The organism is Nostoc sp. UIC 10607 (assembly GCF_047228265.1).
In the GTDB taxonomy this organism is placed as follows: Bacteria; Cyanobacteriota; Cyanobacteriia; order Cyanobacteriales; family Nostocaceae; genus Nostoc; species Nostoc foliaceum_A.
Window position 1 is genome coordinate 19060 of sequence record NZ_JBIQNW010000041.1, and the last position, 26902, is coordinate 45961.

General features: G+C 40.4%; 18 protein-coding genes, 1 pseudogene and 1 CRISPR repeat array. Of the genes and pseudogenes, 7 read left to right on the top strand and 12 right to left on the bottom strand.

Going from position 1 to position 26902, the window contains the following annotated elements:
* The first annotated feature begins 170 nt into the window (after positions 1-170).
* Positions 171-5726 (top strand): PAS domain S-box protein, encoded by a 5556-nt coding sequence (locus ACEYW6_RS25710; RefSeq protein WP_412981982.1) that lies wholly within the window; start codon positions 171-173, stop codon positions 5724-5726.
* 147 nt (positions 5727-5873) lie between these two features.
* On the opposite strand, the gene ACEYW6_RS25715 is transcribed toward ACEYW6_RS25710, so the two are convergent.
* From ACEYW6_RS25715 to ACEYW6_RS25725, 3 genes are all read right to left on the bottom strand, one after another.
* Positions 5874-6356 carry a hypothetical protein gene (locus tag ACEYW6_RS25715; RefSeq protein WP_412981983.1) on the bottom strand — a complete coding sequence of 161 codons (483 nt, stop codon included), beginning with the start codon at positions 6354-6356 and terminating at the stop codon, positions 5874-5876.
* 222 nt (positions 6357-6578) lie between these two features.
* The gene (locus tag ACEYW6_RS25720) at positions 6579-7106 is read right to left on the bottom strand and encodes a hypothetical protein (RefSeq protein ID WP_412981984.1); all 528 of its coding nucleotides are present in this window, start codon (positions 7104-7106) and stop codon (positions 6579-6581) included.
* Between the two features lie 166 nt (positions 7107-7272).
* Entirely contained in the window at positions 7273-7725 is a 453-nt protein-coding gene (locus ACEYW6_RS25725) for a cupin domain-containing protein (RefSeq protein ID WP_412981985.1), read from the bottom strand.
* 204 nt (positions 7726-7929) lie between these two features.
* Between ACEYW6_RS25725 and ACEYW6_RS25730 the strand changes: the two genes are divergently transcribed.
* The 5 genes and pseudogenes from ACEYW6_RS25730 to nifH all read left to right on the top strand — a co-directional run bounded on the left by ACEYW6_RS25730 (position 7930) and on the right by nifH (position 15227).
* Positions 7930-9483, top strand: a complete 1554-nt coding sequence (locus tag ACEYW6_RS25730) for an ATP-binding protein (RefSeq protein ID WP_412981986.1) — start codon at positions 7930-7932, stop codon at positions 9481-9483.
* A 109-nt stretch (positions 9484-9592) separates the two neighbouring features.
* A complete protein-coding gene (locus tag ACEYW6_RS25735) occupies positions 9593-9964 on the top strand; it encodes a response regulator (protein WP_196510968.1) in 372 nt (123 codons plus the stop codon).
* Positions 9965-10019: 55 nt separating this feature from the next.
* Positions 10020-10440: pseudogene (locus ACEYW6_RS25740) on the top strand (IS1 family transposase); the annotation flags it as partial.
* A 429-nt stretch (positions 10441-10869) separates the two neighbouring features.
* Positions 10870-12489 (top strand): ArnT family glycosyltransferase, encoded by a 1620-nt coding sequence (locus tag ACEYW6_RS25745; protein ID WP_412981987.1) that lies wholly within the window; start codon positions 10870-10872, stop codon positions 12487-12489.
* 1847 nt (positions 12490-14336) lie between these two features.
* Positions 14337-15227, top strand: a complete 891-nt coding sequence (gene nifH / locus ACEYW6_RS25750) for a nitrogenase iron protein (protein WP_069074423.1) — start codon at positions 14337-14339, stop codon at positions 15225-15227.
* 313 nt (positions 15228-15540) lie between these two features.
* Positions 15541-16891: direct repeats of the CRISPR family, unit length 37 nt; unit sequence CTTTCAATCCCTAATAGGGATTTTGATGAATTGCAAT.
* A gap of 268 nt (positions 16892-17159) precedes the next feature.
* Here the strand turns inward: nifH and cas2 are convergent.
* The 6 genes from cas2 to ACEYW6_RS25780 all read right to left on the bottom strand — a co-directional run bounded on the left by cas2 (position 17160) and on the right by ACEYW6_RS25780 (position 21271).
* Complete coding sequence (gene cas2, locus ACEYW6_RS25755; RefSeq protein WP_412981988.1) at positions 17160-17447, bottom strand: CRISPR-associated endonuclease Cas2; 288 nt, start codon at positions 17445-17447, stop codon at positions 17160-17162.
* 31 nt (positions 17448-17478) lie between these two features.
* On the bottom strand, positions 17479-18483 hold the full coding sequence (gene cas1d / locus ACEYW6_RS25760) for a type I-D CRISPR-associated endonuclease Cas1d (protein WP_412981989.1): 1005 nt from the start codon (positions 18481-18483) through the stop codon (positions 17479-17481).
* Positions 18484-18653: 170 nt separating this feature from the next.
* Positions 18654-19283: a CRISPR-associated protein Cas4 gene (gene cas4, locus ACEYW6_RS25765; RefSeq protein ID WP_412981990.1), complete on the bottom strand. Its 630-nt coding sequence runs from the start codon at positions 19281-19283 to the stop codon at positions 18654-18656.
* Positions 19284-19291: 8 nt separating this feature from the next.
* Positions 19292-19657: a four helix bundle protein gene (locus tag ACEYW6_RS25770; RefSeq protein ID WP_412981991.1), complete on the bottom strand. Its 366-nt coding sequence runs from the start codon at positions 19655-19657 to the stop codon at positions 19292-19294.
* Positions 19658-19779: 122 nt separating this feature from the next.
* Positions 19780-20661: a CRISPR-associated endoribonuclease Cas6 gene (gene cas6, locus ACEYW6_RS25775; RefSeq protein WP_412981992.1), complete on the bottom strand. Its 882-nt coding sequence runs from the start codon at positions 20659-20661 to the stop codon at positions 19780-19782.
* A complete protein-coding gene (locus tag ACEYW6_RS25780) occupies positions 20651-21271 on the bottom strand; it encodes a 2OG-Fe(II) oxygenase (protein ID WP_412981993.1) in 621 nt (206 codons plus the stop codon). The genes cas6 and ACEYW6_RS25780 overlap by 11 nt, the downstream gene beginning before the upstream one ends.
* Positions 21272-21380: 109 nt before the next feature.
* Between ACEYW6_RS25780 and ACEYW6_RS25785 the strand changes: the two genes are divergently transcribed.
* On the top strand, positions 21381-21791 hold the full coding sequence (locus ACEYW6_RS25785; RefSeq protein WP_412981994.1) for a hypothetical protein: 411 nt from the start codon (positions 21381-21383) through the stop codon (positions 21789-21791).
* Here the strand turns inward: ACEYW6_RS25785 and cas5d are convergent, their stop codons facing one another.
* The 3 genes from cas5d to cas10d are packed head-to-tail and all read right to left on the bottom strand — an operon-like array spanning position 21792 to position 26901.
* On the bottom strand, positions 21792-22499 hold the full coding sequence (gene cas5d, locus ACEYW6_RS25790; protein ID WP_412981995.1) for a type I-D CRISPR-associated protein Cas5/Csc1: 708 nt from the start codon (positions 22497-22499) through the stop codon (positions 21792-21794).
* Positions 22499-23569 (bottom strand): type I-D CRISPR-associated protein Cas7/Csc2, encoded by a 1071-nt coding sequence (cas7d, locus tag ACEYW6_RS25795; RefSeq protein ID WP_412982003.1) that lies wholly within the window; start codon positions 23567-23569, stop codon positions 22499-22501. Before cas7d ends, cas5d begins: the two co-directional genes overlap by 1 nt.
* Positions 23570-23616: 47 nt before the next feature.
* Complete coding sequence (cas10d, locus tag ACEYW6_RS25800; RefSeq protein WP_412981996.1) at positions 23617-26901, bottom strand: type I-D CRISPR-associated protein Cas10d/Csc3; 3285 nt, start codon at positions 26899-26901, stop codon at positions 23617-23619.
* Between the last annotated feature and the right edge of the window lies 1 nt (position 26902).

Here is a 26902-nt window from a genome sequence, read left to right on the forward strand (position 1 = left end):
TAGTTATTTATCCCCCAGCCCCTCTCTATGATGCTGATATCTGCATTACTGCTGTAATATTTGAAGCAAATATGTAGTTTTGCTGTAGTTAAATATCCTAATGATCAACTAAAGATACAATCGCTATACCAAATTGATTGATCTATCTAGGAGATATTAAGGAGTTGGTGATGAGCGCTAAACAATTGGAGCAGGTAAAGCAATTGCAAGCTACCCTCATCAAAATGGAAGTAACATTAGGTGCGATCGCTGATGCTGTAGTCTGGGTAGGAGAAGACCGATACATCCAATGGTGCAATCCTAGCTTTGAGGGTTTGGTGAATCAACCCCACAACACTGTCTCCGGTGCGAAGTTAACTGACTTGCTACCCCTAGCACAAGCAGGACAACCAGTTGCTTTACCAGCCTATCCTGATGTGCGGATACTCAATGGTGAGTACGAAACAGCAAATTACCAGTTCCAGCAGGGTGAGCGGACTTTAACACTACAAATCTCCGGTAACTGTAGCAGACTGACTGATGATCAATGTGCAATATTGGTGATTCGGGATATCACGCTGGCGAAACAAACTCAAGAATCCTTACAAGAGATTGAGGAGCGTTTGCAGACATTAATTAACGCTACACCCGATATTATCTGTTTAAAAGACGGCGAAGGAAAATGGTTGCTGTCAAACCAAGCTAACCTGGAATTTTTACAGCTACAAGGCGTTGATTATCAAGGCAAAACAGATTCAGAACTAGCAGAATTTAGCAATTTTTATCACGATGCTTTGCTCAACTGCGACAAAACAGATGAACAAGCTTGGCAGTTGGGATGTGTGCATCGGGTAGAAGAAGTTATACCCCGACCTGATGGGACGGTGAGCAGTGTAGATATGATTAAAGCTCCCCTATTTCACCAGGATGGTAGACGCAAAGCTCTGGTGGTTTTAGGGCGGGATTTGAGTGAACGCAAACAAACTCAAGTAGCTTTAGAAAACTCTTTGTCTCTGTTAAGCGCTATCTTTGAATCGATTCAAGACGGTATCTTAGTAGTCGATAGCTTAAGTAATATCACTAGTTACAACCAAAAGTTCTTAGAAATGTGGTCAATTCCACCAGAACTTTTAACAGAACCAGATCATCCTAAGCGGTTGGCGTATCTGGCAAACCAGCTAAAAGAACCGGATGTATTTTTGCAACGAGTCCGAGGATTGTACTCACAGCCAGAGCTAGTTAGTTACGACTCATTAGAATTGCGCGATGGCAGAGTATTTGAGCGCTATTCCTGTCCTCAGCGTATCGGTGAACAGATTATTGGTAGAGTGTGGAGTTTCCGCGACATCACCCAACGCCAAAGGGCAGAAGAAGCACTGCGACAAAGTGAGCTACAATATCGCAGTATTTTTGAAGCTATCAATGATGGACTATTTATTACTGAAATAGAAACTGAAAAAGTCGCCGAAGTTAATCCGGCGGCTTGTCAGATGCACGGTTACTCTTATGAAGAATTTCTCACGTTACATCCATCTGTTTACATTCACCCAGACTCACATTCTGTTTTTTTAGAGTTTCTCGAAACAACGCAATCTGGTGAGCAATTTTATGGGCCAGCAGTTGATATCTGCAAAGATGGCACTTTGATAGATGTGGAAGTTAAAGGGACAACTTGCATTTACAACGGTAAGCCGCACATCTTGGCGATAGTGCGCGATATTACTGCTCGCAAACGTACTGAGGAAGCCTTGCGACAAAGCGAAGTCCAATATCGGGATTTAGTACAAACAGCCAACTGCATCATTCTACGTTGGGATGGTAACGGCGACATCATATTTTTAAATGATTATGGTCAAAGGCTTTTTGGTTTCGATTTAGATGAAATTATCGGGCGTAATGTTATTGGCACAATTGTTCCAGAAACAGAAACTTCTGGGCGCGACTTACAGACATTAATGGTTGATATTTGTCAACATCCAGAAAACTATCTATTCAACGAAAATGAGAACTTATGCCAAAATGGCGATCGCGTTTGGATAGTCTGGGCCAATAAACCCATATTAGATGAACAAGGAAACTTAGTCGAAATACTTTCAGTAGGCACCGATGCCACAGAACGCAAACGCGTCCAAGCAGCCCTCCAAGAAAGTGAGTTAAAATTCCGCAGCATTGTTGAAAATGCCAATGATCTGATATTTGTCCTCTCGCCAGAGGGAATTTTTACTTATCACTCGCCGAATGTAACTGCAACTATGGGTTACAGCCTGGAGGAAATCGAAGGTCATTCGGTGGTGGAGTTTACCAAACCTGAAGATTTAGAAATTAGTGTTGCCGCCTTACAAAGGGCTATAACTGGCGAAAGGCTGACTGATATTGAAGTGCGATTGCGACACAAAGACGGTAGCTGGCGATGGTTCAACTTTAACACTTCCACAATCAACACTCCCAGTGGTGAAATTGCGATCGCGGGTGTGGGACGCGACATCACAGAACGCAAGCAAGCAGAAGAAGCTTTGCGTCGTAGTGAAATGAAATACCGCAACATCTTTGAAAATTCCCAAGTGGGGATTTTCCGTACCTGCCAAAAAGATGGATTGATTATCGATGCTAATCAACGTGGTGCTGAGATATTAGGTTTTACCTCTGCTGCTGACTTAATCGGCAAGTATTTTACAACTGACTTATATCTCAATCCAGACGATCGCGTGCAGATGTTAGCAGAGTTAGAAGAAGACGGTGAAGTTCGCAATTTTGAAGTAGCACTGCGACGCTTGGATGGATCTGTTGTTTGGGTACTGTTGTCACTCCGTCTCAACGCAGAAGAATCCTGTTTGGATTCTGTCTTTACAGATATTAGCGATCGCAAACGGCAAGAACAGGCTTTACGCTTAATTGTTGAGGGCACAGCAGCAAAAACAGGTGATGAATTTTTCAATTCCTGCGTTCGTTACCTTGCCGAAGTATTGCAAGTTCAATATGCTCTAGTCACTGAGTTTGGTGATGAGCCAAAAACTAAAGTCCGCACTTTAGCATTTTGGTGTGGCGGGGCTATTAACGAGAATTTGGAGTATGAATTGCAAGGTACTCCTTGTGAACATACCTTGGAAGGTAACCTCTGTCACTACCCTCAAGCAGTACAAGCCGCTTTCCCCCAAGATGCAGATTTAGTGAAGATGAATGCCGAGAGTTTTTTTGGCGTTCCTCTAACTAGTTCATCCGGCGAAATCATCGGACATCTAGCAGTGATAGATGTCAAACCAATGAAGCACGATCCGGGACGGGAACTCATTCTTAAAATCTTTGCTGCCCGTGCCGGTGCTGAATTGGAACGCAAACAAGCAGAAGCCGCTCTACAGGAAAGTGAGTTAAAGTTTCGCACTATCGTTGAAAAGGTCAACGATATGCTGTTTGTCATCAGTCCTGATGGGGTTTTCAACTATATTTCTCCTAATATATTGAACACTACAGGATTTGCCCCCAGCGAAATGGAAGGTAATTCCTTGGCATCCTTTACTCATCCTGATGATTTGCCAATATGTTTTGAAGCCGCCCAAAGTATCCTGGCAACAGGTGAGGGAATTTCGGGAACTGAGTACCGCGCCAAACATCGAACTAAAGGCTGGGTTTGGCTAACTGCTAATGCAGTCCGCACACAAGATGCCCAAGGTAATTTTCAGATTGTGGGTGTAGCTCGTGATATTAGTGATCGCAAACAAGCAGAAGCAGCTTTGCAACGTCGGACTCAAGCCGAAAGTTTACTCAGTAGCATTTCTCGCCAATTTATTGACCAAAATTTAGAAACAGCAATTAATTTTACACTTCGAGCGATCGCTGAGTTTATTAGTGCCGAACACAGTTGCATCTTTGAATGCTCCCAAGATCAACGTGAATTCCACCTCATCCATGAATGGTGTGGTGAAGATGTTGCACCATTGATTGATATTGCAAAAGGTTCGCCTGTGGAAGTTTTCCCTTATTTCTACGAACCGATTCTCCGTGGTAGGCATAGACAAATCTCTTGTGTGGAGAATTTACCACCCCATCTACCTGAGCGAAAAGTTTTTGAAAGTATGTCGTTTCAGTCTTTACTAGCAGTGCCAATGGTTCATGCTGGCAAAGTAGTGGGATTTGTTGGTGCAGCGATGATTCACTGCTCGAAAACCTGGAACCAAGAAGATATTAATTTACTGAAACTGGTAGGTGAAATAATTGCGATCGGTCGAGCTAGGCATCAAGCAGAAGAAGCATTGAGAATTGCCAAAGAAGCCGCCGAAACTGCCAACCGTGCCAAAAGTGCTTTCCTCGCTAACATGAGTCACGAACTCCGCACACCTTTGAATGCGATTCTGGGTTTTTCTCAGTTAATGGAACGAGATACTAGTCTCAACTCAAACCAACGTGAATCTTTAGCTACGATTAACCGCAGTGGCGAACACTTACTCAACCTAATTAACGATGTTCTAGAAATGTCCAAAATTGAAGCTGGACAAATCATTTTCAACCCTGAAGACTTCGACCTTTATCTGCTGTTGCAAACATTACAAGAAATGTTTCAGGTAAGGGCACAAACAAAGCAATTGTTCCTCAGATTTGAAATTGCTCCCAATCTTCCCCGTTATATCCAAACAGACGAGGGGAAACTCCGCCAAGTTCTTATTAACCTTTTAGGTAACGCCGTCAAGTTTACTCAAACAGGGGGAGTAACGTTACGAGTCAGGTTAGGGAGTGGGGAGCAGGGGGAAAACTCCTCTCCTCTGCCCCCTGCACCCTGTCCCTCTGCCTCTTCCCCATCCCTTCACTTTGAAGTCGAAGACACTGGACGGGGAATAGCACCAGAAGAAATGAATAACCTGTTTCAGCCTTTTGTCCAGACCACAAGCGGTATCCAAACCAAGGAGGGAACTGGGCTAGGTCTGACTATCAGCCGTCAATTTGTGCGGTTACTGGGGGGCGATATTCACTTGACGAGTAGCGTTAGACAAGGATCTACTTTTAGTTTTGAAATCCAAGTGAATTTAGCCGCAGCTTTGAAAGCTACACCAAAATTGAGTAAGGGACGTGTACTCAAGCTGGCAGCAGACCAACCATCTTACCGTGTTCTGGTAGTGGATGACCGCAAAGAAAACCGCGATTTAATTGTGCAACTTCTTGGTAGCATTGGCTTTGAGATTAAAGCTGCGAATAATGGACAAGAAGCGATCGCAATTTGGCAAACCTGGCAACCTCACCTAATTTGGATGGATATGCGGATGCCTGTAATGAACGGTTACGATGCAACAAAAGAGATTAGAGCCACGGAAAGAAATACAAATGCAAATCACCGCACTATAATTATTGCCCTAACCGCCAGTGCTTTTGAAGAACAACAGGCAAGCATCTTAGCCGCAGGTTGCAACGACTTGGTTCGTAAGCCATTCCGGGAGCAGGTAATTTTTGAAAAGATAGCTGAATATTTGCAGGTGCGTTATGTTTACGCAGAAGAAAGTCGTGAAGAAGCAACAGACAACAACCTAGAAAATATTCAATTTTCCATCTTGGATCTTCGCTCTGCAATTACCGTTATGTCTGCCCAATGGGTAACAGAACTTAATCAGGCAGCAGTTGAAGTCGATGCTGAAAGGATTTTCCAACTAATTGAGCAAATTCCACAAACACATTCTGCTTTGGCAGAAAAATTGGCAAATTTAGTCCGCAGCTTCTGCTTTGATGAAATTATCAGTCTAACGGAGATAACTTGTAATTCGTAATTCGTAATTCGTAATTCGTAATTAATCAAGTGAGATTTAATTAGCGATCGCAATTTTTATGATAGAACTTTTTTAGCAAATATAGAGTAAAAATAAGCATTTAATTTGTATGGACTGTAACCATGCAAGTTAAATGCTTAAAGTTTATTAATTTGTGACTAATGCTGGTTCTGGCAAAAAATATTTCAGATTTTCTTGCTGAGTCGCAAATTTCAAATACTGAGATGCCATTTCTGGTGTTAGCAATTCTATCATTAATCTGTTTTCCACCCAGAACTCAATCACATCAAAGAAAGAGTCGCGGTTACAGCGCACTACACGCCAACCTTCACGGACACCGATTTGTTCAATTTCTTTCTGACTAATGGGTACAGAAATAGCTGCATGAATATCTGTATACATAGAGGTAATTGCAGTACGGACAAATACGCATTCTTCATCATTTTCACCAGGTTCAATTTGAGAGCCTAAAGGATAAAGTTCAATGGCTGTACCGTATTCATCAAAAGGTATAACCATATAGCTTCCTGGGTTAGGAGGAAATGCAACAGCTTGCGCTTTTAAGATTTCTGCCAGAACTTGAGCAACATGGCTAGGGTTTCTAACAGCAATTGAAATATGGTGAATCATGGGATAACCTCAGTTCGATATTTTGTAGATTAAAAAACAATCGGGGAGAACTAGGGGAGGCAGGGGAGAGTAGAGAAAGAAAAATGTTTAACCCTTGAATAGACTTCTTGCACAAGTCGGGAAAAGGGGAAGGGGTAAAGGTTTTGTATTTAACCCTTCCCCCTTAACCTTTACCCTTTCCCCATAAGAGTGTAAAAAACACTTTTGCAAGAGGTTTAATGCTTATTGAGGTCGCCCGTAATGACTTCGCCCCTTACCATCGGCAGTCTCAAGTACTAAAACTTGCTGCCCGTACTCATTCGTCTCAATCGACCACTGATAAGTCTCAGGCTTTGCTGTATTGCGGCTGGAGTAAGTGCGCCCGCTATTGCAAATTTGCCCTTTAGATGTGCTGTCACTGGGTTGGAAAGTCAGGCGTTGGGCCTCAATCTTAACTTTGCCTTTTTCCTCTATGAATAGGTTAGACGCACAGTTGTAAGTGTTGATTTGAAGCAGCCTATTTCGCTTGTAGTTTCCGTTAGATGCAAGTTGAAATTGATCGCTAGAACCGTTCGGGGCGGCTGACTGCCCTGTGTAACTATCTTGATATTGGATGGACGAGATTCGACCATATCGCCACTCACCCTGGAGTTCAGCAGGGACTCCAGTGTCGTTTTTACCCGCCTGACTCGCGCTTGGGTAAAAAACAAGGCTAGCGGTGAGGCCCAAACTCAGGGAACTAGTAGCGAAAAGGCGGACAGCTTTTAGCATAGAATAGGGTTGCTTGTTTGTTATTGAGTACATAGGACTTTTGTAGAAATTAATTAATTTATTTATTTATCAACAAAGACGATTTGGAATGCGAAGTCTGCGTGTTTATATATAGCCCGTCTTAGTAGGGGCGTACAAATGTGCGCCCTGCATCCAAATGAAAAGCTCACGCAAGAAACTGCAATCCATATTTGTTCAAAACAGGCTGTACTTTTTCCATGTTTAGCGATGAGCTATCTGCTACTTGACCCATTTCTTCATAAAAGTTCTTCGCGCCCTTAGGGGAAATTAAAACCAGAAATTTAGCAGTAGCAGAACGAATTTTGAAGGCATGTGGTGCATTGTGGGGAATGTTAACGAAAAAGCCTGGTGATGCCAAAATTGTTTCTGTACCAACTTGGATTTCTAGTTCTCCTTCTAGAACATAAAATGCTTCTTCCCAAGGGTGAGTATGCAGTGGCGGCCCATTTTCTTCTGTATCTGTAATTTCATAAATTGTCCAAGCTTGATTTGTCTCTTCCCCAGTTACTTTTGTTGTGAAATGTGAACCAAGAATTGAGAATTGATTACCTTCTCCTGGTGCAAGAATAGTTGGTTTACGTATGGTTGAACTTTGCATATAAGTTACTCCTTGTTATGTAATTGGGTAGTGTAATCTACAAACTTGATTTGATGCTTTTAACATTAGAAATTAATCGGGGAGAACTAGGGGAGATAAATGGGTAATTGATATTTTTTTTGTAACTGATTATTAAGACATTGAACTAAGGTTAAAATCTCTAAGAATAATTAGTAGCCTATTCTGGCTAAAGTCGATATTGCCATGCCTAAAGAGCCATTCAACTTGCCCAAAGCAGACATACTAGTGATTGATGACACGCCAGAAAACCTGAACCTCCTATCTGCCATGCTGACGGAACAGGGGTATAAAGTTCGCAGCGTAACTAAAGGCTCTACGGGGTTACGGGGAGCAAATGCAGTTCCCCCCGACCTGATTTTGTTGGATGTGAATATGCCGGAGATGAATGGCTATGAAGTCTGTCAACACCTGAAGGCAAACGATCGCACCCGCGAAATTCCAGTAATTTTTATCAGTGCTTTGGGTGATGTGCTGGATAAGGTGAAAGCTTTTGCAGTTGGTGGGGTGGACTATATAACTAAGCCTTTTCAACTAGAAGAGGTTTTAGCACGAATTGAAAATCACTTGACGATCTGGAAACTGCAACAACAACTCCAAGCTCAAAATGAGCGGTTGCAGCAGGAAATTTATGATCGCGCCAAAGCAGAAGAGAAGTTTACTAAAGTTTTTCGCTCTAGTCCCAATCCAATCGCGATCGCGACCATTTCGGAAGCTCGCTTTATTGATGTCAATCCCAGTTTCTTGAAGATGAGCGGCTATTGTCTAGAGGAAGTGATTGGTGATACGGTTGCTGAACTTAATTTAGGTAAGGATGCAGTAGCAATCGCTCAGACCATCCAACTTTTATCTGATACTGGGTCACTCTATAATCAGGAATTTGAATTTTCTACCAAGTCTGGAGAGGTCAAGACTATACTGCTATCTATCGAATTGATTGACCTGGGTGGGGTGCAATGCGCTTTATTGATTGCCAACGACATCACCGAACGTAAACGCTTGGAAAACGAGTTTATCTCTCTAGTCAGTCACGAATTACGTACACCTTTAACCTCTACAATGGGAGCGTTAGATTTATTGGGTGCAGGACAATTAGGAACTCTAACTGAACAGGGACAAAAAGTTCTGAGCATTGCTACCACTAATACTGAACGGCTGATCCGATTAATAAATGATATTCTCGATTTAGAGCGGATGAAATCAGTCAAAATCTTCATGCAGAAGGTGAAGTGCAACGCTGCTGACCTGCTGATTATGGCAACAGAAACAATGCAGGCAATGGCAGATAAATTGCAAGTTAAACTGATTGTCCATCCTCTAGCAATTGATCTTTGGGCAGACCCCGATCGCCTACTGCAAACTCTGACCAACTTAATAAGTAACGCTATTAAGTTTTCTGAACCAGGTGATACCGTGTGGGTAAGTGCCACACTCGCAGAACACAAGGGTGTTGGGTTTGGAGAAAATGAGCATTCTTCAACACAAGGCACTCCATTACCAAGTTTCCTGCTAATTACCATCCGAGATGAAGGGCGAGGAATTCCTGAAGATAAATTACAACTAATCTTCGAGCGCTTTCAGCAGGTAGATGCATCCGACTCCCGCAAAAAAGGAGGAACAGGTTTAGGACTGGCTATTTGCCGAAATATTGTCCAGCAACATAACGGTAAAATCTGGGTTGAGAGCACTTTGGGCGAAGGTAGCACGTTTTATGTACTGTTACCTTTACCAGCTTTCTAATAAAGGGCTTCTAACTGCTTAATTATCCCCTGCTTTTCCCTGATTTAGCTTTAGAATATCTCAAGAGCGATCAAGCAAATCAGCACTTACATTGTGCAAGAGTGTCATTATGAACAGAAATATCTTGATTGTTGATGATGAAGAAGATGTGCGGGCGATCGCAAAGTTGGGATTAGAAATGGGTGCGGGCTGGAATGTTTTGACGGCTAGTTCTGGTCAAGAAGCCTTAAACGTAGCTGTTAACCATAAACTAGATGTCATCTTACTAGATATGATGATGCCTGATATGGATGGGCGTGCAACTCTACAACAACTGAAAGCTAACCCCGCAACTAAAAAAATTCCAGTAATTTTATTAACAGCCAAATTTCAGCAATCGGATCGAGAGAGATTTACTGATTTGGATGTTGCTGCTATTTTTGCCAAGCCTTTCCGTCCATTGAAACTGGCAGAGCAAATTAGTGAAATACTGGGCAGTTAGGCTGACTTTGATAAACGGCAAAGAAGGCGCTGCATAAATGCAGAATCATTTAATGAAAGAAGATGTAATTCCAGAAGTTGGAGAACTTGATGAATTAGAGACATTTGTTGGCTCAAAAAAACAAAATTTGGTTATGGACAGCAGTAAATCACTTTACTCAAGGTATTTTAGCCTGGGTTTTGGGACGACAACCAGTGCCGAAATTTTTGAGCCATTGTGGAAAATTGCGCTCACAGTGGAAAAGCTATTTTTATGTGACAGACGGCTGGAAAGTTTACCCAAGTTTTATTCTAGATGGAAACCAAATTGTTAGTAAAACATATATGACACGAGTTGAAAATGAAAACACAAGGCTTAGACATTATCTGGCACGTATTCACCGAAAAACTTTATGCTATTCCAAGACAGAAGAAATGCTGAGATTCTCAGTTAAATTGATACTTCATTGTTTGAAGTATCAAACTGTACCTACATAAATCGATTCATCCCTTCATTCAGCAACGCCATACTATTCAAAAGTGTTATGGGTAATTTCTTTAAGTGTTCAGCACATCATTGAAGTAGTGTAGCAATTTTCACTAAACTCCTGAAGTTAACCAGATAAAAACTAAGTAGAAAAATTTCAACTAAGCGCCACATTAAAAATAAAATACAAGTTTATTTACGGACTATATAACAGGTAATAAATAATTTATTAGATGTATTATTTTTATCATTTATTAGCTGAAATGTTATTTAAATAACCAATATAAATTTTTCAAAAAATAGCGCTAATTATAGAAAGTTGAGTTAATCTTGGAAACTAGCAATTGTTAATAACATACGTTGTTACTGGGTGACAACATTGGAGATTCGCTTTGGTCTCTATGTAATCAAACCAGCAAGTAAAATGATTACCATAGAATATGCAAGAAGGAAGCTTTATTTGGAGTCATCTAGAAAAACAGCATCGCACGGTTGGCAAATGGATTGATTGGGTATGGCTAATCGTGTTGCTGTTTGCAGCAGTTTTACTGTTTAGCATCAATCTGGGAGGATTGCCGCTGCGAGATTGGGATGAAGGGACTGTGGCACAGGTAGCTCGTGAAATTTGGCACGCTCCAGCAGGTTCTATGCGGTGGCTTTACCCAACGCTAGGAGGCGAACCATATCATAACAAGCCGCCTTTGATGCATTTGCTAATTGCTTGGGCTTATTCTCTTGGAGGCGAAAATGAGTTGACAACGCGCCTGCCTGGAGCAATTTTAACAGCAACATCTGTACCTTTACTGTATTGCATTGCTCGAGAGATATTTCGCCAACGTTGGGCTGCTATTTATAGCGCCTTGATTTATCTAACAATGCTACCTGTAGTGCGTCATGGGCGGCTGGCAATGTTGGATGGGGCGATGGTAAGTTTTTTGATGGTAATGATGTTGTGCGTGTTGCGATCGCGCCGGGATTTACGTTATTGCCTTGGTGTTGGTATTAGTTTTGGATTTATTTGCCTGACTCAAGGATTACTAGGCGTATTACTAGGTGCGATCGCGATCGCGTTTCTGTTTTGGGATACGCCACGACTGCTCACCTGTTACTATCTGTGGATAGCAATCTTAATTGGCATTTTGCCTGTAGCTGCTTGGTATGGTGCCCAACTAATTCACTATGGTTACACTTTCGCCCAAATTGGGATTGTAAACCCATCACTCGGCCGAATTGGCTCATTTGTGGAGGGAAATTCTGAACCACCTTGGTACTATGTTATTGAACTTTTAAAATACACATGGCCGTGGCTATTATTCTTACCACAAACTGTCCGCTTAACCTGGGAAAACCGCAACCTTAGCTGGGCAAAACTAGTAATGGCGTGGAGTGGTGTTTATCTGCTGGTAATTTCCTTCATGATTACCAAAGTTCCCTGGTATTTATTCCCAATTTACCCAAGTTTAGCTTTAGCTTTTGGTATCCAGTTATCAGATACAGAAAATTCGCCTTTACTCTCATCCTATCCCCGTGCTTGGGTCGCTGGTTTAGCGATACTTGCTGTAGCCGCTTCTGCTGGTAGTATTTATTTCAGTTGGGGTACAACACCAAAAACAGATTTACAACTGATTTTTGCAGCAGTAGCTTTAACTATGACCTTAGCAGCTATTTTGGCAGAACGAGGCGACGCGCAATTTCTGAAGATTTTGTTTTGGGGAAGTTATATTTCGCTGCTACTGTTAATGAAATCTAACTACTGGGTTTGGGAATTATCTGAAGCCTATCCAGTTAAACCAGTCGCCGCCATGATCGCGCGGGCAAATCCAGCTACGAGGAAGATTTACACATCCTTTCCCTACCATCGTCCCTCGTTGGATTATTATAGCGATCGCACCATCATTCCCGCTTCTGTTGGCGAACTGGAATATTATTGGCACTACAACGGGCAACCCTACTTTCTACTTCATGCATCTGCTTTTAACAATCTCCAACTAGAGTCGATGAAGCTAATTGACCAAGCTGAAGGCTGGAAGTTAGTTACAAAAGATACTAATCGTCTATAAATGTAAGGGATAAGGCACAAGAGGCAGAGGAGCTGGAGGGAGAATTAAAATTACCTCTTTCCCCTCTGCTTCCTAAATCTGTTTTATAGCAGTAGGGGCACAGCAGTGCCCATTGGTGTCAACTTAAGCTAAAAGCTTTTTCAAATCTCGTTTCCAGCCTCTGGGCTGGAAATGCTGCTCTTGGCGGCTCTGCCGCCAGCAAGAGAGGCAGCAGCCCCAAGGACGGCATTCCCAGTCGGAGACTGGGAACGAGACAATCCTAAAAGCTGGTTATAGACTGGTTTTTACGTTAAGTTGACACCAATGAGCAGTGCCGTGCTCCTACGGGTGTACCTCACGTAAACGAGAACCGCTGTAATAAGGAGAGAGATTGTCCGTCAGGACTCTTTATAAGGTTTTAAAGATTTTTAGATAATTAGATGATTTGTATACACCACCGTAGCGACCCCCTTTTTAAGGAGGTCGCTATAGGGGGATCTTATCCGAACTATATTGATATCTGTCTTGCGAAAGATTTATCGTTAAAACCGTAGAGGAGAAAGAGTTTTGAATTATGGGTAATTAAGCGAACTTGATATTCCCAGGTAAAATTTTGTGAGTTATTTAATAAATAAAATTTTGATTCCAAAAATAATTAACTATATTTTCGTTAGAAAACATTAGCTTTAAATACCTTTATAAAATACCCAAAAGTATCTAACTGCACAAATTGGTTATGATAAATAATTTCATTAGCTATTAATCTATAAACGCGTAAGTTATGACTATTAAAGGTTCCAAGGATAATGTTCTATTAAATAGATAAATATTTTGAGATTTGCCAAATAAATTAGTGAGATGTATGTTATGGTTTTTATAGGAATCAAACAAGTTAAAAGCACAAAAAGACTTCAAGACAAGTTTGAGGCAAGCTCAAGAAAGTTTTTTTGCTCTGGTAAGTCCACTTCAATTAGCTACATCTTTTTTTGACGAAAATCTAAAACTAGATTGAGTAAGATAGTAGCCTTTGTAACAACTTGAAGTCAATCGAAATTTATCTGGGTATGAGCCAATAAGAGTTGGCTAACCTAGCTAGAGCATTACCCGCCAAAGGCAATTACTCTTGGAGTCTGGGAAGAAAGACTCTTAGTACAGCCTGACAATTCAATAGGAATACAGAATATTTACTAACTTCGTCTTGCGGAAGTAAACGTTTTCAACCGCAAACTAAGTTGAAGCAGTTGCTGACTTTTGGAACGAAAACTTCAAGCAGAATGGTGTAGTTCCACAATTTATAGGAATTTAACCATACTGTCAAAAGTCATTAAGATATTGTCTAAGCCAGAGTGTTAGGGATTGCCTGTGCAGGCATTATATTACTGCACCTGTAACTGCTACTTTTGGGTTGGAATTTATCCTGCTGCATCAATCACGAAACGAGAAGCTTTATGGATGTTCTTGGCGACTTGACATCAGCAAAATCAGAAAAGTTGTAGCGACCATTTAAGAGTGGATTGCAATTTGGTTGGTTGTGTGGTTCAGGGAACAAATCTGCGTTCGTTTGAATTCCTGCTGCAACCACTCTTGAGGCTTGAGCAACCATTTGGGATTCTGTTACAACAACTAACAATGCTGAAGTCAAAGTTTTAAAGGCTTTGTTATTAGGAAATAGAGATTTCTCTATCCCTTAAGCCATCGCTTCGTGGGTAAATATGTTCTGATTTTAACTGTTTTTGCCAGGATGCGATGTCTAGTGACAAGTTGCTATGCATATACGCCAACAGGCTCTACTTCCCTACGACGCCAAGGGTGAAGATTTCACATCAAGCTTACGACCCATCAACTAAATCATTGTAGGAAACACAACCATGACTGAGCAAAAGATTAGACAAATAGCTTTCTATGGTAAAGGCGGTATTGGTAAATCTACCACTTCTCAAAACACCCTAGCAGCAATGGCTGAAATGGGTCAACGCATTCTGATTGTCGGTTGCGACCCTAAAGCTGACTCTACTCGTTTGATGCTACACAGTAAAGCTCAAACAAGTGTTCTGCAATTAGCTGCTGAACGTGGCGCTGTAGAAGATATTGAACTCGAAGAAGTAATGCTGACCGGTTTCCGCGATGTACGTTGTGTGGAGTCTGGTGGCCCTGAACCTGGTGTGGGTTGCGCTGGTCGTGGTATTATCACCGCTATCAACTTCTTAGAAGAAAACGGTGCTTACAAAGATGTTGATTTTGTAAGTTACGACGTTTTGGGTGACGTTGTGTGCGGTGGTTTCGCTATGCCTATCCGTGAAGGTAAGGCACAAGAAATCTACATCGTTACCTCTGGTGAAATGATGGCAATGTATGCAGCTAACAACATTGCTCGTGGTGTTCTCAAATATGCTCACACTGGCGGTGTGCGTTTGGGTGGTCTGATTTGTAACAGCCGTAACGTTGACCGGGAAATCGATTTAATCGAAACCTTGGCAAAACGTTTGAATACCCAAATGATTCACTACGTACCTCGTGACAATATTGTTCAACACGCAGAATTGCGTCGGATGACTGTTAACGAGTACGCTCCTGACAGCAATCAAAGTAACGAATATCGGACATTGGCTACCAAGATTATCGACAACAAAAACCTCACTGTCCCTACCCCAATTGAGATGGAAGAGTTAGAAGAGTTATTGATTGAATTCGGTATCCTTGAAAGCGACGAAAATACCGCAATGCTTGTTGGTAAGTCTGCTACTGAAGCACCTGTTTAAACTATTGCTAAGTAAATAATGGTTTAGGGTGGGCAGCAGCTCACCCTTTCATTTTTACATTTTTTTGTTTGAAAGGAATATACCGCGATCGCTCGTTTGTATGCAATACACTTTGACCTCAATACGGTTCGGTTAAGGCAAGAGACGCGATAAATCGCCGTCTCTACAAAGGACTGATTATTGCAAAGACGGCGATTTATCGCATCTTTGCGATTGGCGGCGTGTCATCAAAAAACCTTATCCGAACTGTATTGATTTTGACCTCTCTCCTTTTATAAGAGAGGCTTTGAGGTTGACTCTTTTTTCTACACTAGTTTCAATCCCTAATAGGGATTTTGATGAATTGCAATTTATGAAATCAGGGAAGGCGAAAAATTTATAAAATCTCTTTCAATCCCTAATAGGGATTTTGATGAATTGCAATCCTTCCAGTCCCCAGGCTGCAACCCGGTCATACTGCGACCTTTCAATCCCTAATAGGGATTTTGATGAATTGCAATCCGCAAGCAATGGCAAGTCTGCCGGAGCGGAGTCCCTTTCAATCCCTAATAGGGATTTTGATGAATTGCAATAATTTACATTCTCCAGGGTCGAGGTGAGATTGGAGGCAGGACTTTCAATCCCTAATAGGGATTTTGATGAATTGCAATACAAGAAGCATAAAAAGGTATATATGCATAAGAACTTTCAATCCCTAATAGGGATTTTGATGAATTGCAATTCTATTGCTGGAATCAGTTAGTTGATGGTTTAGCGATCGCTCTTTCAATCCCTAATAGGGATTTTGATGAATTGCAATAGGAAGCCTTATGGAAGTTATCATCATTTTCCTACTTTCAATCCCTAATAGGGATTTTGATGAATTGCAATTTGGCTGATCAGGTGTACCAACCATCTGAGAAATCTTTCAATCCCTAATAGGGATTTTGATGAATTGCAATGTCTACTTGAGTTATTGGAAGAAAAGGATTATTTCTTTCAATCCCTAATAGGGATTTTGATGAATTGCAATTCATCAGGAGTAAACCACTCCGAACTCGCCTTATGTCTTTCAATCCCTAATAGGGATTTTGATGAATTGCAATCAGGAGACTCATAAGGAACTCTGCGAGAAATACCTTTCAATCCCTAATAGGGATTTTGATGAATTGCAATAAGATGCAGAGCGGCTGCTACAACTTCGGTATCACCTTCAGTCTTTCAATCCCTAATAGGGATTTTGATGAATTGCAATATTACACCAATGCTGGGGTTTTGCCGGGGCAATTCTTTCAATCCCTAATAGGGATTTTGATGAATTGCAATTTTTGATGTACTGCTGTAATAAATTCTGCCATCAGCTTTCAATCCCTAATAGGGATTTTGATGAATTGCAATTTTCCTCTTCGGTTGTTCTTCCATAGTATGCAATCTTTCAATCCCTAATAGGGATTTTGATGAATTGCAATTCGAGGATTCAATAATTGCTGTGTTTAGTTTCCCCTTTCAATCCCTAATAGGGATTTTGATGAATTGCAATCCTATCGTTTTCTAAGTCGCAGACAGCGACATTCGCCTTCTTTCAATCCCTAATAGGGATTTTGATGAATTGCAATAGCTGATAGCCGCGCTAAATACCAATTGAAGGCTTTCAATCCCTAATAGGGATTTTGATGAATTGCAATGGCGGGAGTCTCAAACCCAAGCTGTATTTAGTTTTCAAGGTTCGGTTGCGCGATTCAAGGGCAATCATAGCATTAGGGAATTCGTTTGGGAAGAGTGTTAGGAAAATTTGAAGGCTGAAATCGAGCTTTGATAAGCATTTCAGAGATTGCGCGGATGACGAGTAGGAGAACAATGGGTTGAAAGCTTTACTGTAGCTGGAATAGGGGCACTTTTTTGGGGCTGTCGAATTTGTACACCTACCCCTCCGCGCATTTGAAATACAGAAATCTAGCTAGAAGTGGACTCAGCAAAGAAAATTGTTTCGTCCCGTGGCTGTTCTCCGCCAATACGTTCGACTTTTCGCTCACAACAGCCACAGAGAAAATAAAAGCGCACGCTATCAGTGTCAGGTTTTATTAATTTCGCTAAACGCGATCGCAGTTTAGCATACTGAGTGGGAGTGATATCGCACTCAAACACACTCAGTTGCATCCATTGTCCGTAAGACTTGAGAACCGAATGGATTTTAGTCCGACGTTTATCTTCTGGAATGTCGTAGCTGACAACAATATACATAGCAAAGTACGGGAGAGGAAGAAATGACAACTTATTTAAGAACTAGGGGAGGATATTTATCGATTTCGTTCATGAGGTACTTACTTAATAATCTCGCTTGAATTTCAAAGGCTTCTTGATAGGTGCATTTGTTTCCCATGACTGGATGTTTGAAACTCGATAGTTTCTTTTGTTGGTAGGCGCGGAGAAATGTATGCAGTCCTTCTTTGGTTAAAGTTACGGCACCACTGAGCGGTTCGGTGGTAAAGTCAGTTAGGGTTAGCGATCGCTTGTTAATCAGCGACAATACTACAGCATCCACTATTAAAGGACGAAATTCTTCCATCAAGTCCAAGGCTAGGGAAGGTCTACCATAACGTTCAACGTGTAAGTATCCTAGATAGGGATCGAAGCCAACAATATTTAAAGCACTTTGCACATCATGGCGTAGTAATGAATACCCAAAACTCAGTAGGGCATTAACCGGATCGGTTGGTGGACGGCGGTTTCTGGCTTCAAATCGAAATTCTGAGGTTTTGATTAGCTGTTGAAAGCAACCAAAATAGGCTGCACTACCAGCACCTTCTAAGCCTCTGAGGGAATCAATACTGTTAGTTTTTTCGATTGGTGCGATCGCGTTTTCCAATCGAGTAATGTTATTATTCAAGTCAGTATCAGAATGTTCTCGCTGAGTGCGAAGTAATGTATGGCGGTAATTTTTTAATTTACCTCGCACAAATCCTCTGACTAAATGTATTGCTGGTTCTGATTCTCCCACAGCTTGCCATTGGGCTTTACGAACAAAGATATTTTTAGTAGTTTCTGGTTCTAAACGTCCTAAATATCGTCCGTTTTGTGTGAGAAATGTTAAGCAAATGTGACGTTCTAAAAGTTCATTAACGACGGCGGGAGAAATAGTAGCCCGTCCTAGTACTACAATTCCTTCTATTTTAATTAAAGGGATATCCAAGATTGTTTTTTGTTCAGCTTTGACGGTGAGACGTTCGTCAACTTTACCGATAAAAGCATCGGCTTGTGTTACGTAAAGTGTTCCCATTTTTGATTCTTCCTAGTAATAATTGGAGATTGGGTGAATAGATTTATTAGGTATAATTCAATATGTTTGGCAAGGGTTGTTGGTGTAGATAATTGGTTTTTCAAGACGCGATAAATCGCGTCTCTACATGATGGTTTTGTTGCTCATTCTGAACTGTATTGGGGTATGATTTAATGTACTTCTTGATAACTTTTGACTTTATCAGTTGCTTTGGGCAAACATTGCGAATAAAGGCTGCATCCTTGGCAGCGTTTACTGTAAACTGGTTTTGGCATTACTCCTGTTTCTAGGAGATTTGTCACAGATTGAATAGTAGCGATCGCACTTTGCCGTAACTCTTGATTAATCTCTACTAATTGCCGTTGATGGGAGTGGGCATAATAGATATATCCAATAGTAACTGCTTGTCCCGTCATCTCTTCTAAACATAAGGCTTGGGCACAAACTTGCAACTCATCGTTATCCCATTCGCCTTTGCGTCCCCGTTTGTATTCCACTGGATAAACTTCACCTGATTCGGCTTCAATTAAATCGGATTTGCCAATGAGTTTATATTGCTCCGACTTGAGCCAAATTGCCCGAACTTGCCAAGTTTCTCCTCGCTGTACATCGCTTGTCGTGTGGACGCGATCGTGTAAAGTTGTACCTTCAATTGTGTATTGATTATCGGTAAATTCGCCTGCACAAAACATTCGCCAACAGCGATGCGGACAATAGGCATATTGATTCAATGCCGCAATGGAAATATATTCTAATGAAGGGGATAGGTGAGAGGTTACAGGGGACAGAAAATTTTTCATATTTTTACTCATTGCGTATTGATTAGTCGATTACGAAGAGTAGTAAGCATTTTGCTGATTTCTGTAATCAAAAATAAAGTAGAGTTTGCTTGTGATTGAGGTATATAATTCAACCTTACAGTCAGCATTAAAAAAGTTTCTGTTTCCATTAACGAGCCTTTAGCGATCGCTAAAAAGTTTGCATAATCTTTTTTCGTTCCTCGTGCATGACCCTCAGCTATATTTGCTGGTACTGATACTGCTGCTCTAGTGATTTGCGAAGTCAATCGATAAGTTTCTGTTACTGGAAATTTAGCAGTTAATTGATATATCTGCACTATTATATCCATTGATTTTTGCCAAACAATCAAATCTCGATGCGACTCTATTTTCATAGGTGATAGGAAAGAGGTGATAGGGGACAGGTGACAGGTAACAGATGACTGATGAAGTTTGGTTCTGTTTTATACATTATTTATAACTTATCCACTATCCCCTGTCCCCTGTTCTCTGTCCCCTATCCCCTATCCCCTGTCCCCTGTAACCTACGTACCATTCCCATACCCATTGTTGTTTTTCTGCCGACACCAGTATATAAAGCAAAGTCAGCTAAAGCGTTAATTTGCTTAATTTGTATTGGTTCAACTGTCCCTAAAATTTTATAAGTAACTTCGCCAACAATGCCGATAAATTTGCTGCGAGAGTCGGCTAATATTTCTGTGTGAATGTTGACAAATGACGGAAATATTAACTCGATCGCAATCTGAGATAATTCTATGCCACTGTACTTATTCCACCGCGAAAGTAGGGAATTGAAAACAGATTCTCTGGTAGGAAGGGTACTATCATACTGTCCTTGACGGAAGGCGGTAGGCGTAGAAAAGGTAAGGTTTATGGAAGAATTGCGATCGCTAGCTTCTTCGTATAATTGAGCGTAAGTACTGGCATTCGCCCAAGGTTGAATAGATTGGGGTGTGCCTTGAATGCTGGTAATATACAAGTCAGCCGGGCCAAGATGCCAAGGGCGATTGGGATTAAGATTTAGCCAAAGTTGAGTAAGTTTACCAAATAGAGTGTCATCTAATAAAGAGATGCGCCACCAACAAGGTGTCCCGGCAGGAATGGGTTGTTGATGTGAGTACTGCAAACTACTGCTAGTAGAAATTTTAGATTTATATTTACCCCGATCCTGTCCCCTATCCCCTATCCCCTCTCCCCTAATTTGCAGGGGGGAAAGGGTGAAAGCTTTATCTGCGGTGGAATCGTGCAAGCGATCGCCTAATGTGCTATCTACAGAACTAACGAGGGTTAAAAATAAGGCGTGGAGATGTCTACCTGTAAGATACTGTGGTGGAATGGGCGATTGAGGTAGCAAATTCAACACTAAACTATGAGGCATACTTTCTTTTTTTGGTTGTAGACTGAGTGATTCTTGACTCTACAGTGAACTCAGGGATTTCTTGGAGTTCAGCATCACTCAAACTATACTGTTCACAAACGAGACTCAGACGATTTCCTGGGGTTTTGACAGCGTTAACCGAATGGGTTAAATCACCTTGAAAATAAACTAAAGTATTGAATTGGGGCTTAATTTGCCCAAGTTGGCGTTTGTGCGATCGCAATACCAGTTCTCCCCCTTCCATATCCGCAGGTACGCGCACATAGAGAACACTGACAACCGCAGGCGGTTCAATGGTTTTGGAGTAGGAACGTAAGGAGCGATCGATATGCGGATCGACGCGGGAGCCTTCCTTTAGCTGTAAAGGATTGAGGTAAAAAGCATTACAATTCGGCTGGAGAGCCAAATCGAGGTAAAGCTTGAAGTAGGGAAACTGCTGTTCTACTTTTGCTAATCCAGAACGCTGAAATACTACAGAAAATCCTTTAGTGGCGACAAAATCGCGGTTGAGGTTGTTGATAGCAAAGTAAGGACAAGCTTGGATTTCTCCCCACAAGTTGTTTAGGTAATCGCTGGGGAAGGCGTTGGTTTGTTGTTGATAGTGTTTCACGGGTGATAGAGGAGCGATCGCTGAATGTGGTATCTAAAATTTTAAAGAATGTCGAGTGATGATCGTAGTATTCACTTAAGTTAGAAGAACTACATAAGGAGAAAGACCAATGAGAATTGATGATTACAATGCAGCAAAGGCACTAACTGAAAAACTTAAAGAGAACTTACCCATTAAAGCACGAGCAGGCAAGGAGTTTTTGAAGACATTAAAGCAAAAAGGAGTAAACGCCGATCCAGACAGAGAATTTGAAATTGATTTCGTTGGCTATTCAGGAGATGAAGGCGGGATTATGTGCGGACTAAAAGATCCAAATAATCCCGAAAGTAAAGAACAATATGTTTCTTCTATTACTCATCTAAAGATTGATCCTAATCATTCTCTAGCTGCTGAAGTGCAGACTTACCAACGCCAGCGAATACGTAAATTAATGTTGCAAGATGCCAGAGGTTTTAAAGCAGAGCTAATGAAACTAGAGCCAGCAAAAAATAAAACCCGTAGTAAAGGTTTTGGGAAGTGATTAATTCCGAAAACGATATTCTATCCGAACTGGAATTTTTAAGTTTTGAATGCCATCAAATTGATAGTATTGACCTCGCATTTGGACATTCTGAATTAAGCTAACTGGAGGCATATTCACAACATCATAGCTAATCACTTGATTAGTGAACATGACATCTAAAGGATTTAATGGATGTGTACAAGTGAATATACCTTCAGCAATTTTAGGTTTCGGTAATTGTTCAACCGTAACTTCAGCTTTGCTCATCCATTTACCCAAACGAATCCACTTTGGTAGTTTGAGTTCTTTTTGGGAAATGACAAAAAACTCAAATACACTTTCTGCGGCTATTTCTTTTGCTCTGCCAAAACTAGGGATATTTTTTTGTGTTTTCTCCATTTCAACGTGGTAGTTGTTATTAGCATACTTCCAGGTGTTGAGGATAGAAGAATGATTGAGCGATCGCGCCGGAGTTACGTAAATTCCTTGTTGATTGAGTGGCGTTAGATGCTCCTCATATTTTGGCACTTGTTCGGGGCAAAAATAGCGATAAGAATGTTCTTCAGCAACGGTAGTAGAGTAGATTTGGCTATCAACTAAACCCAGTGCATAACAGAGAGCGTAATTGTGAATTATTGGCTCTGTTTCATACAATCGCCCGATTTCACGAGTTGCGTAATAGAGGCTGTCGTGCAACTCCAATTGACAGCGATAAATAAACACCATTACTCTTTCCCCGCTTTAGCATTTCTAGCTACTTTTGGTTTTGTTTCTTTTGTATCTTCAGACTTCCCTTTAATATGTTTCTTGGCATATGCCTTAGCTTCATCATTAGCTTGCTTCAAAACTGCTGTTATGCTTTCGGCGTTGGATGTAAGTTCCTTAACTTCACACAGTAAGGAAGTAAAATTATCTCCTATAAAATCAGTGTGAACTACGACTTCCTTAGACATTAAGTTTACAATGGCAGTTTTAGCAGCATTAATTACATCATCCTCATTTAAAGGATCAAGAGAATGGAGAGCATCATCTGGCATAATATCGTAGATTGCTTGAGTCCAATGCAGGTTGCTAGTGATTTCACCGTCTGCGAATATGACACCAATCAGTTCATTCCTGACTGTACCTGTGCGGGTAGTTTGCGCTCCGTAGCGTTTTGTCCTCAAAATGTTGTTGAAAACATATAAAAAACTGGCTTCAGTTGGGTCTTTGAGAGTCACAATACTAGGGAAGAAAATTTGTGGCTTGATATGATCCTGTTGATTAATTCGAGATGTAGTCTCACCTATTTTGCCATCTAGTTTACCATCTGATTTTTTCTCACCCTTGGCAGCCATTGTTCCATTTTCATAAGGTGCATTGAGTGTAAAGTTTTCATGAGAATCATCAAAAGCTGTAATGGAAAATGCAGTATCAACTACTACCTTAGATTTTTCAGATCCAGCATCTCCAATTGCAAATCCATAAACAATGCAATCAGCATTATCTTTAGCAAAACCTACATTATATTCACACTCTTCAGCAGTCATAAAACCGTATGCTCGTAATAGTTCACGTCCAACTAGACGTTCTGGAGTAGATTGCTTGCGCTTGAACATAGCAAGACGAGTTATAGAAAACTGGTTTTCAAGTTTGATTCCTGCTCTGACTTTGGCTTTATTAAGTTCTTGATCAGTTTGAAAAAGTGGGTATGATTCTGTAATACGAATTGTGAGAAAATGAGCATATTTACCCATCGGTTTGTAAGGAAGTTCATTGTGGAAAAACTTAGCATCAACTGTTTTAAGAAAGCTCATATTTATGACTCCGTTGTTTTGTGTGTACAATGATAATGATTAAGCAGCTATACTGCATCTTCAGGATTTAAATCAGGAATATCATCTGGTTCATCTGCTGGACGATTTCTGTATTCTTCATCTTCTTCTAAACGATAAAGGTATTCACAGGTATCTCGAATTAAATTTAGTTGAGTACCAGCTAAACGAGCGCGATCGCCTTTAAAACTTCCAATAAAAATCACCTCCACAAAATACTTAGCAAACTTGTAAATCTCTTGACGTTCTTCTTCTTGAGTGAGAGCAGGTTTCCATTTACCCTCAATCAGAATCAGGGTAGGTTTACCCTCAGCTACTTTACGTCGTACATTGTTCATAAGTTTTGATAAACGTGCAGCCACAACATCTGTTAGAGATTCATTGTCATTGGTTAGAACTTTGTCAACTTTTAATATGACATCACCAGCTTCATCAATTGGTTTTAGAATTGCATTTGCTTTAGCATATTTAGTCTTAGCTCGGTAAAAGACACGGTAGAGTCTAGTCAGTTCTCGTAATTGATTCACAGCTTTCCCCTCTAGATCAAAGTAGTTGTAAAGTTGAAAATATAGTTTGATTTTTGCAACAGGTACAGAGTCAATTTTTTCTTGTTTTCTTAACCATTTATTTAGGTAGTAAAAGACATAAAGAGGACTGGTTTCTAAATCTCTTACTAAATCTGCTAATTTTCCCCAATCTGGATCGCCATCTTTTTTACGGTTAACTTCCAAGTGAATAGAGTAAGCAGCAGTGAGAGCATTTAAAGGTGAAAACTGTCCAGATTTGCGAGGTAAGATACTATCTAAGCGATAATTATCTTGTTTAATGAGAGAACGAATTGCTTGATGTTCTCCATCAATTAAAACCGTTTCTTCAAAATCAGCGCCACTAATGAAAGGTGGTACAGGTGACTCTGACGCAACTACTTTTACATCGAGAACAAGCGGTAACGCAAATGCTAACCAAGCTGGCATTATCCACGATTCTGTATCTGTTGGTTCTCTTCCTGGCGGTAAACCAATGAAGAAGAAAGTTAATGTTTCATCATCGGGATAGCTAATTTTAAATGTCTTATCATCTTCTGGTGAAATATCCTGCTTAATCAACAAATCATCAACTTTTTGATAGTTATCAGGTGTAAAATTCGCAACTTGTTCTTTGGAAACAAAATGTTTGCGAAGTTCAGCATTAAATCGAGTTTGAGATATGGCATTATAAGCTTTTTGCAAAAACTTATTTGTTTCTGGAGTAAAGAAATAAGCAGGATAGAGATAGAGATAGCGATATTTACGACCTTCAAAGTCTGCACCAGTTGCGTTAGTCTTACTCATCATAATTTGTCTCAACATGATTTCAATTGACCAGATTGAGCAAATTTGCCGCTTTGCAGCTTGAGCATTAAATAAAATTTGGCGATTGCTGTAAACTTGTGGTGCAAATAACGTTGCTGACTCCATTTGCTCCGTTACAGTGTAGGGAGAACTAGATATAGCACAAACATTTTCTCTACCTCTTCCTGTCACTTTTGCAGCGTTATACCTACTTATTTCTATCAAAAATTGGTCTGGCTTAGGTTCGACAACTGCACCTGTTGGTAAAGAAATAACTCGACTTACATAAGTGCGTAAATCACTCCAACCATCAGGAATTGCAAAATCTTTTAAAATAGGTTCAATGAGGTTGGAAGTATATTTAACCATACCTTCCATCAATTCAATATTTTGCGCTAAATTTTTACCTAGATTTTTCTGGTAATATTTAGCCGATAAATAATACCAATCTAAAGGAACACCTCCTGTTTTCTTAAGAGATTGAATTTGTCTTAGAGCTGGTATTTCCTCTAGCAAACCCAAGTATTCAGCTAGTTTTTCAGTCAGGTTTAAATCAGGAATATTTTTACGTTCAGCTTTAGGAAATTGTTTTTGGTATTCATTGGCGCGTTCTTGCCATTTACCCCAAATACCTCGACATATAATATCTCCAAATTCAGCTAATCTATCAATTTGAATTTCATTACCAAATACAACATCTATATTTTGTGGTAATTCTCCTTGTGTCTGAAAAGTTTGTAAACTTTCACTCCGCTTACCAGATGAGGCTAATTTAGTATCAGGCAGTATACTGATAGCTGCATTAATGCTGACTTCCATTAACTCATTAGCACGGAAAAATAACCAGTAGTAATCAGCGAACTTAAAACCTTTACCATCTCGACTAAAACCTGTTTGTCGCTTTGTTAACTGCTTACTGCATAATGTTTTAATTTTATCTACAACTTGATTGGGAATATCAGCAGTATGAATTGCAGGTGCATCGTTACTGGCAAGGTATACTACACCATCTGGTAAATACAATAACTGTGTGTAGTATTGCTGAGGATGTGCATCCATCAAAGCATTATTAATAATATTCGTCAGCACACCACGATTATCTGATAATGCATGGTAGCTAAATGTTAACTGGCTATTACTTAAGTCGTTTAATAACTCAGGTAATTTCTCATTTCTGCCATCACTTTCTACATCACGAGGATGCTTTAATAATGAAGCAAATAAATCAGACATTTTTAACAATCTGTGCAGTATATTCCGCACTCGTCCATCTAAATTAGGACGCAAACCACGAATTTCTAAACCTCGATCAGCATCACTTCCATCACCAGCATTACTACTCAGCCACACAATATCATCGATACAATTTTCCCAATCTTCACCCAAAAAACTATCTAAACTAAAATCCTGAATTTTTTGTTTTACATACCCGCGTCTTAAATTTGGCGCATCTGATTTCTTTGCAGGGTCTTTACGCCAATCACGGTTTTTAAATACATCATCTGTATCATTTTCTTCCAACCAAATCGGATAGTCAGGGAATTTTTCAAAGTCATGTAGAATATATGCAGCTACAAATAAACGAGTTTCCTTTTCTTCACATTGACGCTTAACAGGATTAGTTTCCAGTTCTGATGACTTTAATTTCTGAATAATCCGGTAGGTAGGGAATAAACCATTAAGCAGATGAGATAATAAAGATTGGTCATGTTTACTACGTTCAACATTTTTACCTTCGGATCTACGGTCTTCTGTAAATTGACCTCCCTTAGCTGTTGCTCCTACTAATTGATGAATTAGTTTAGGCAACACATTCTCTGCAAAACTAATAATTATGGAATCTCCCTGATTTTCTGGTATTTCTTTAATTGCTTTTTTGAAGAGGCTAATAGTTAAAAGTTCACGTTTAACAGGAGTATCTTTTTCGTCTTCATCATAGTCATCTAGGTCTGGAAGTTCAGGATATTCATCAACTTTATTCATA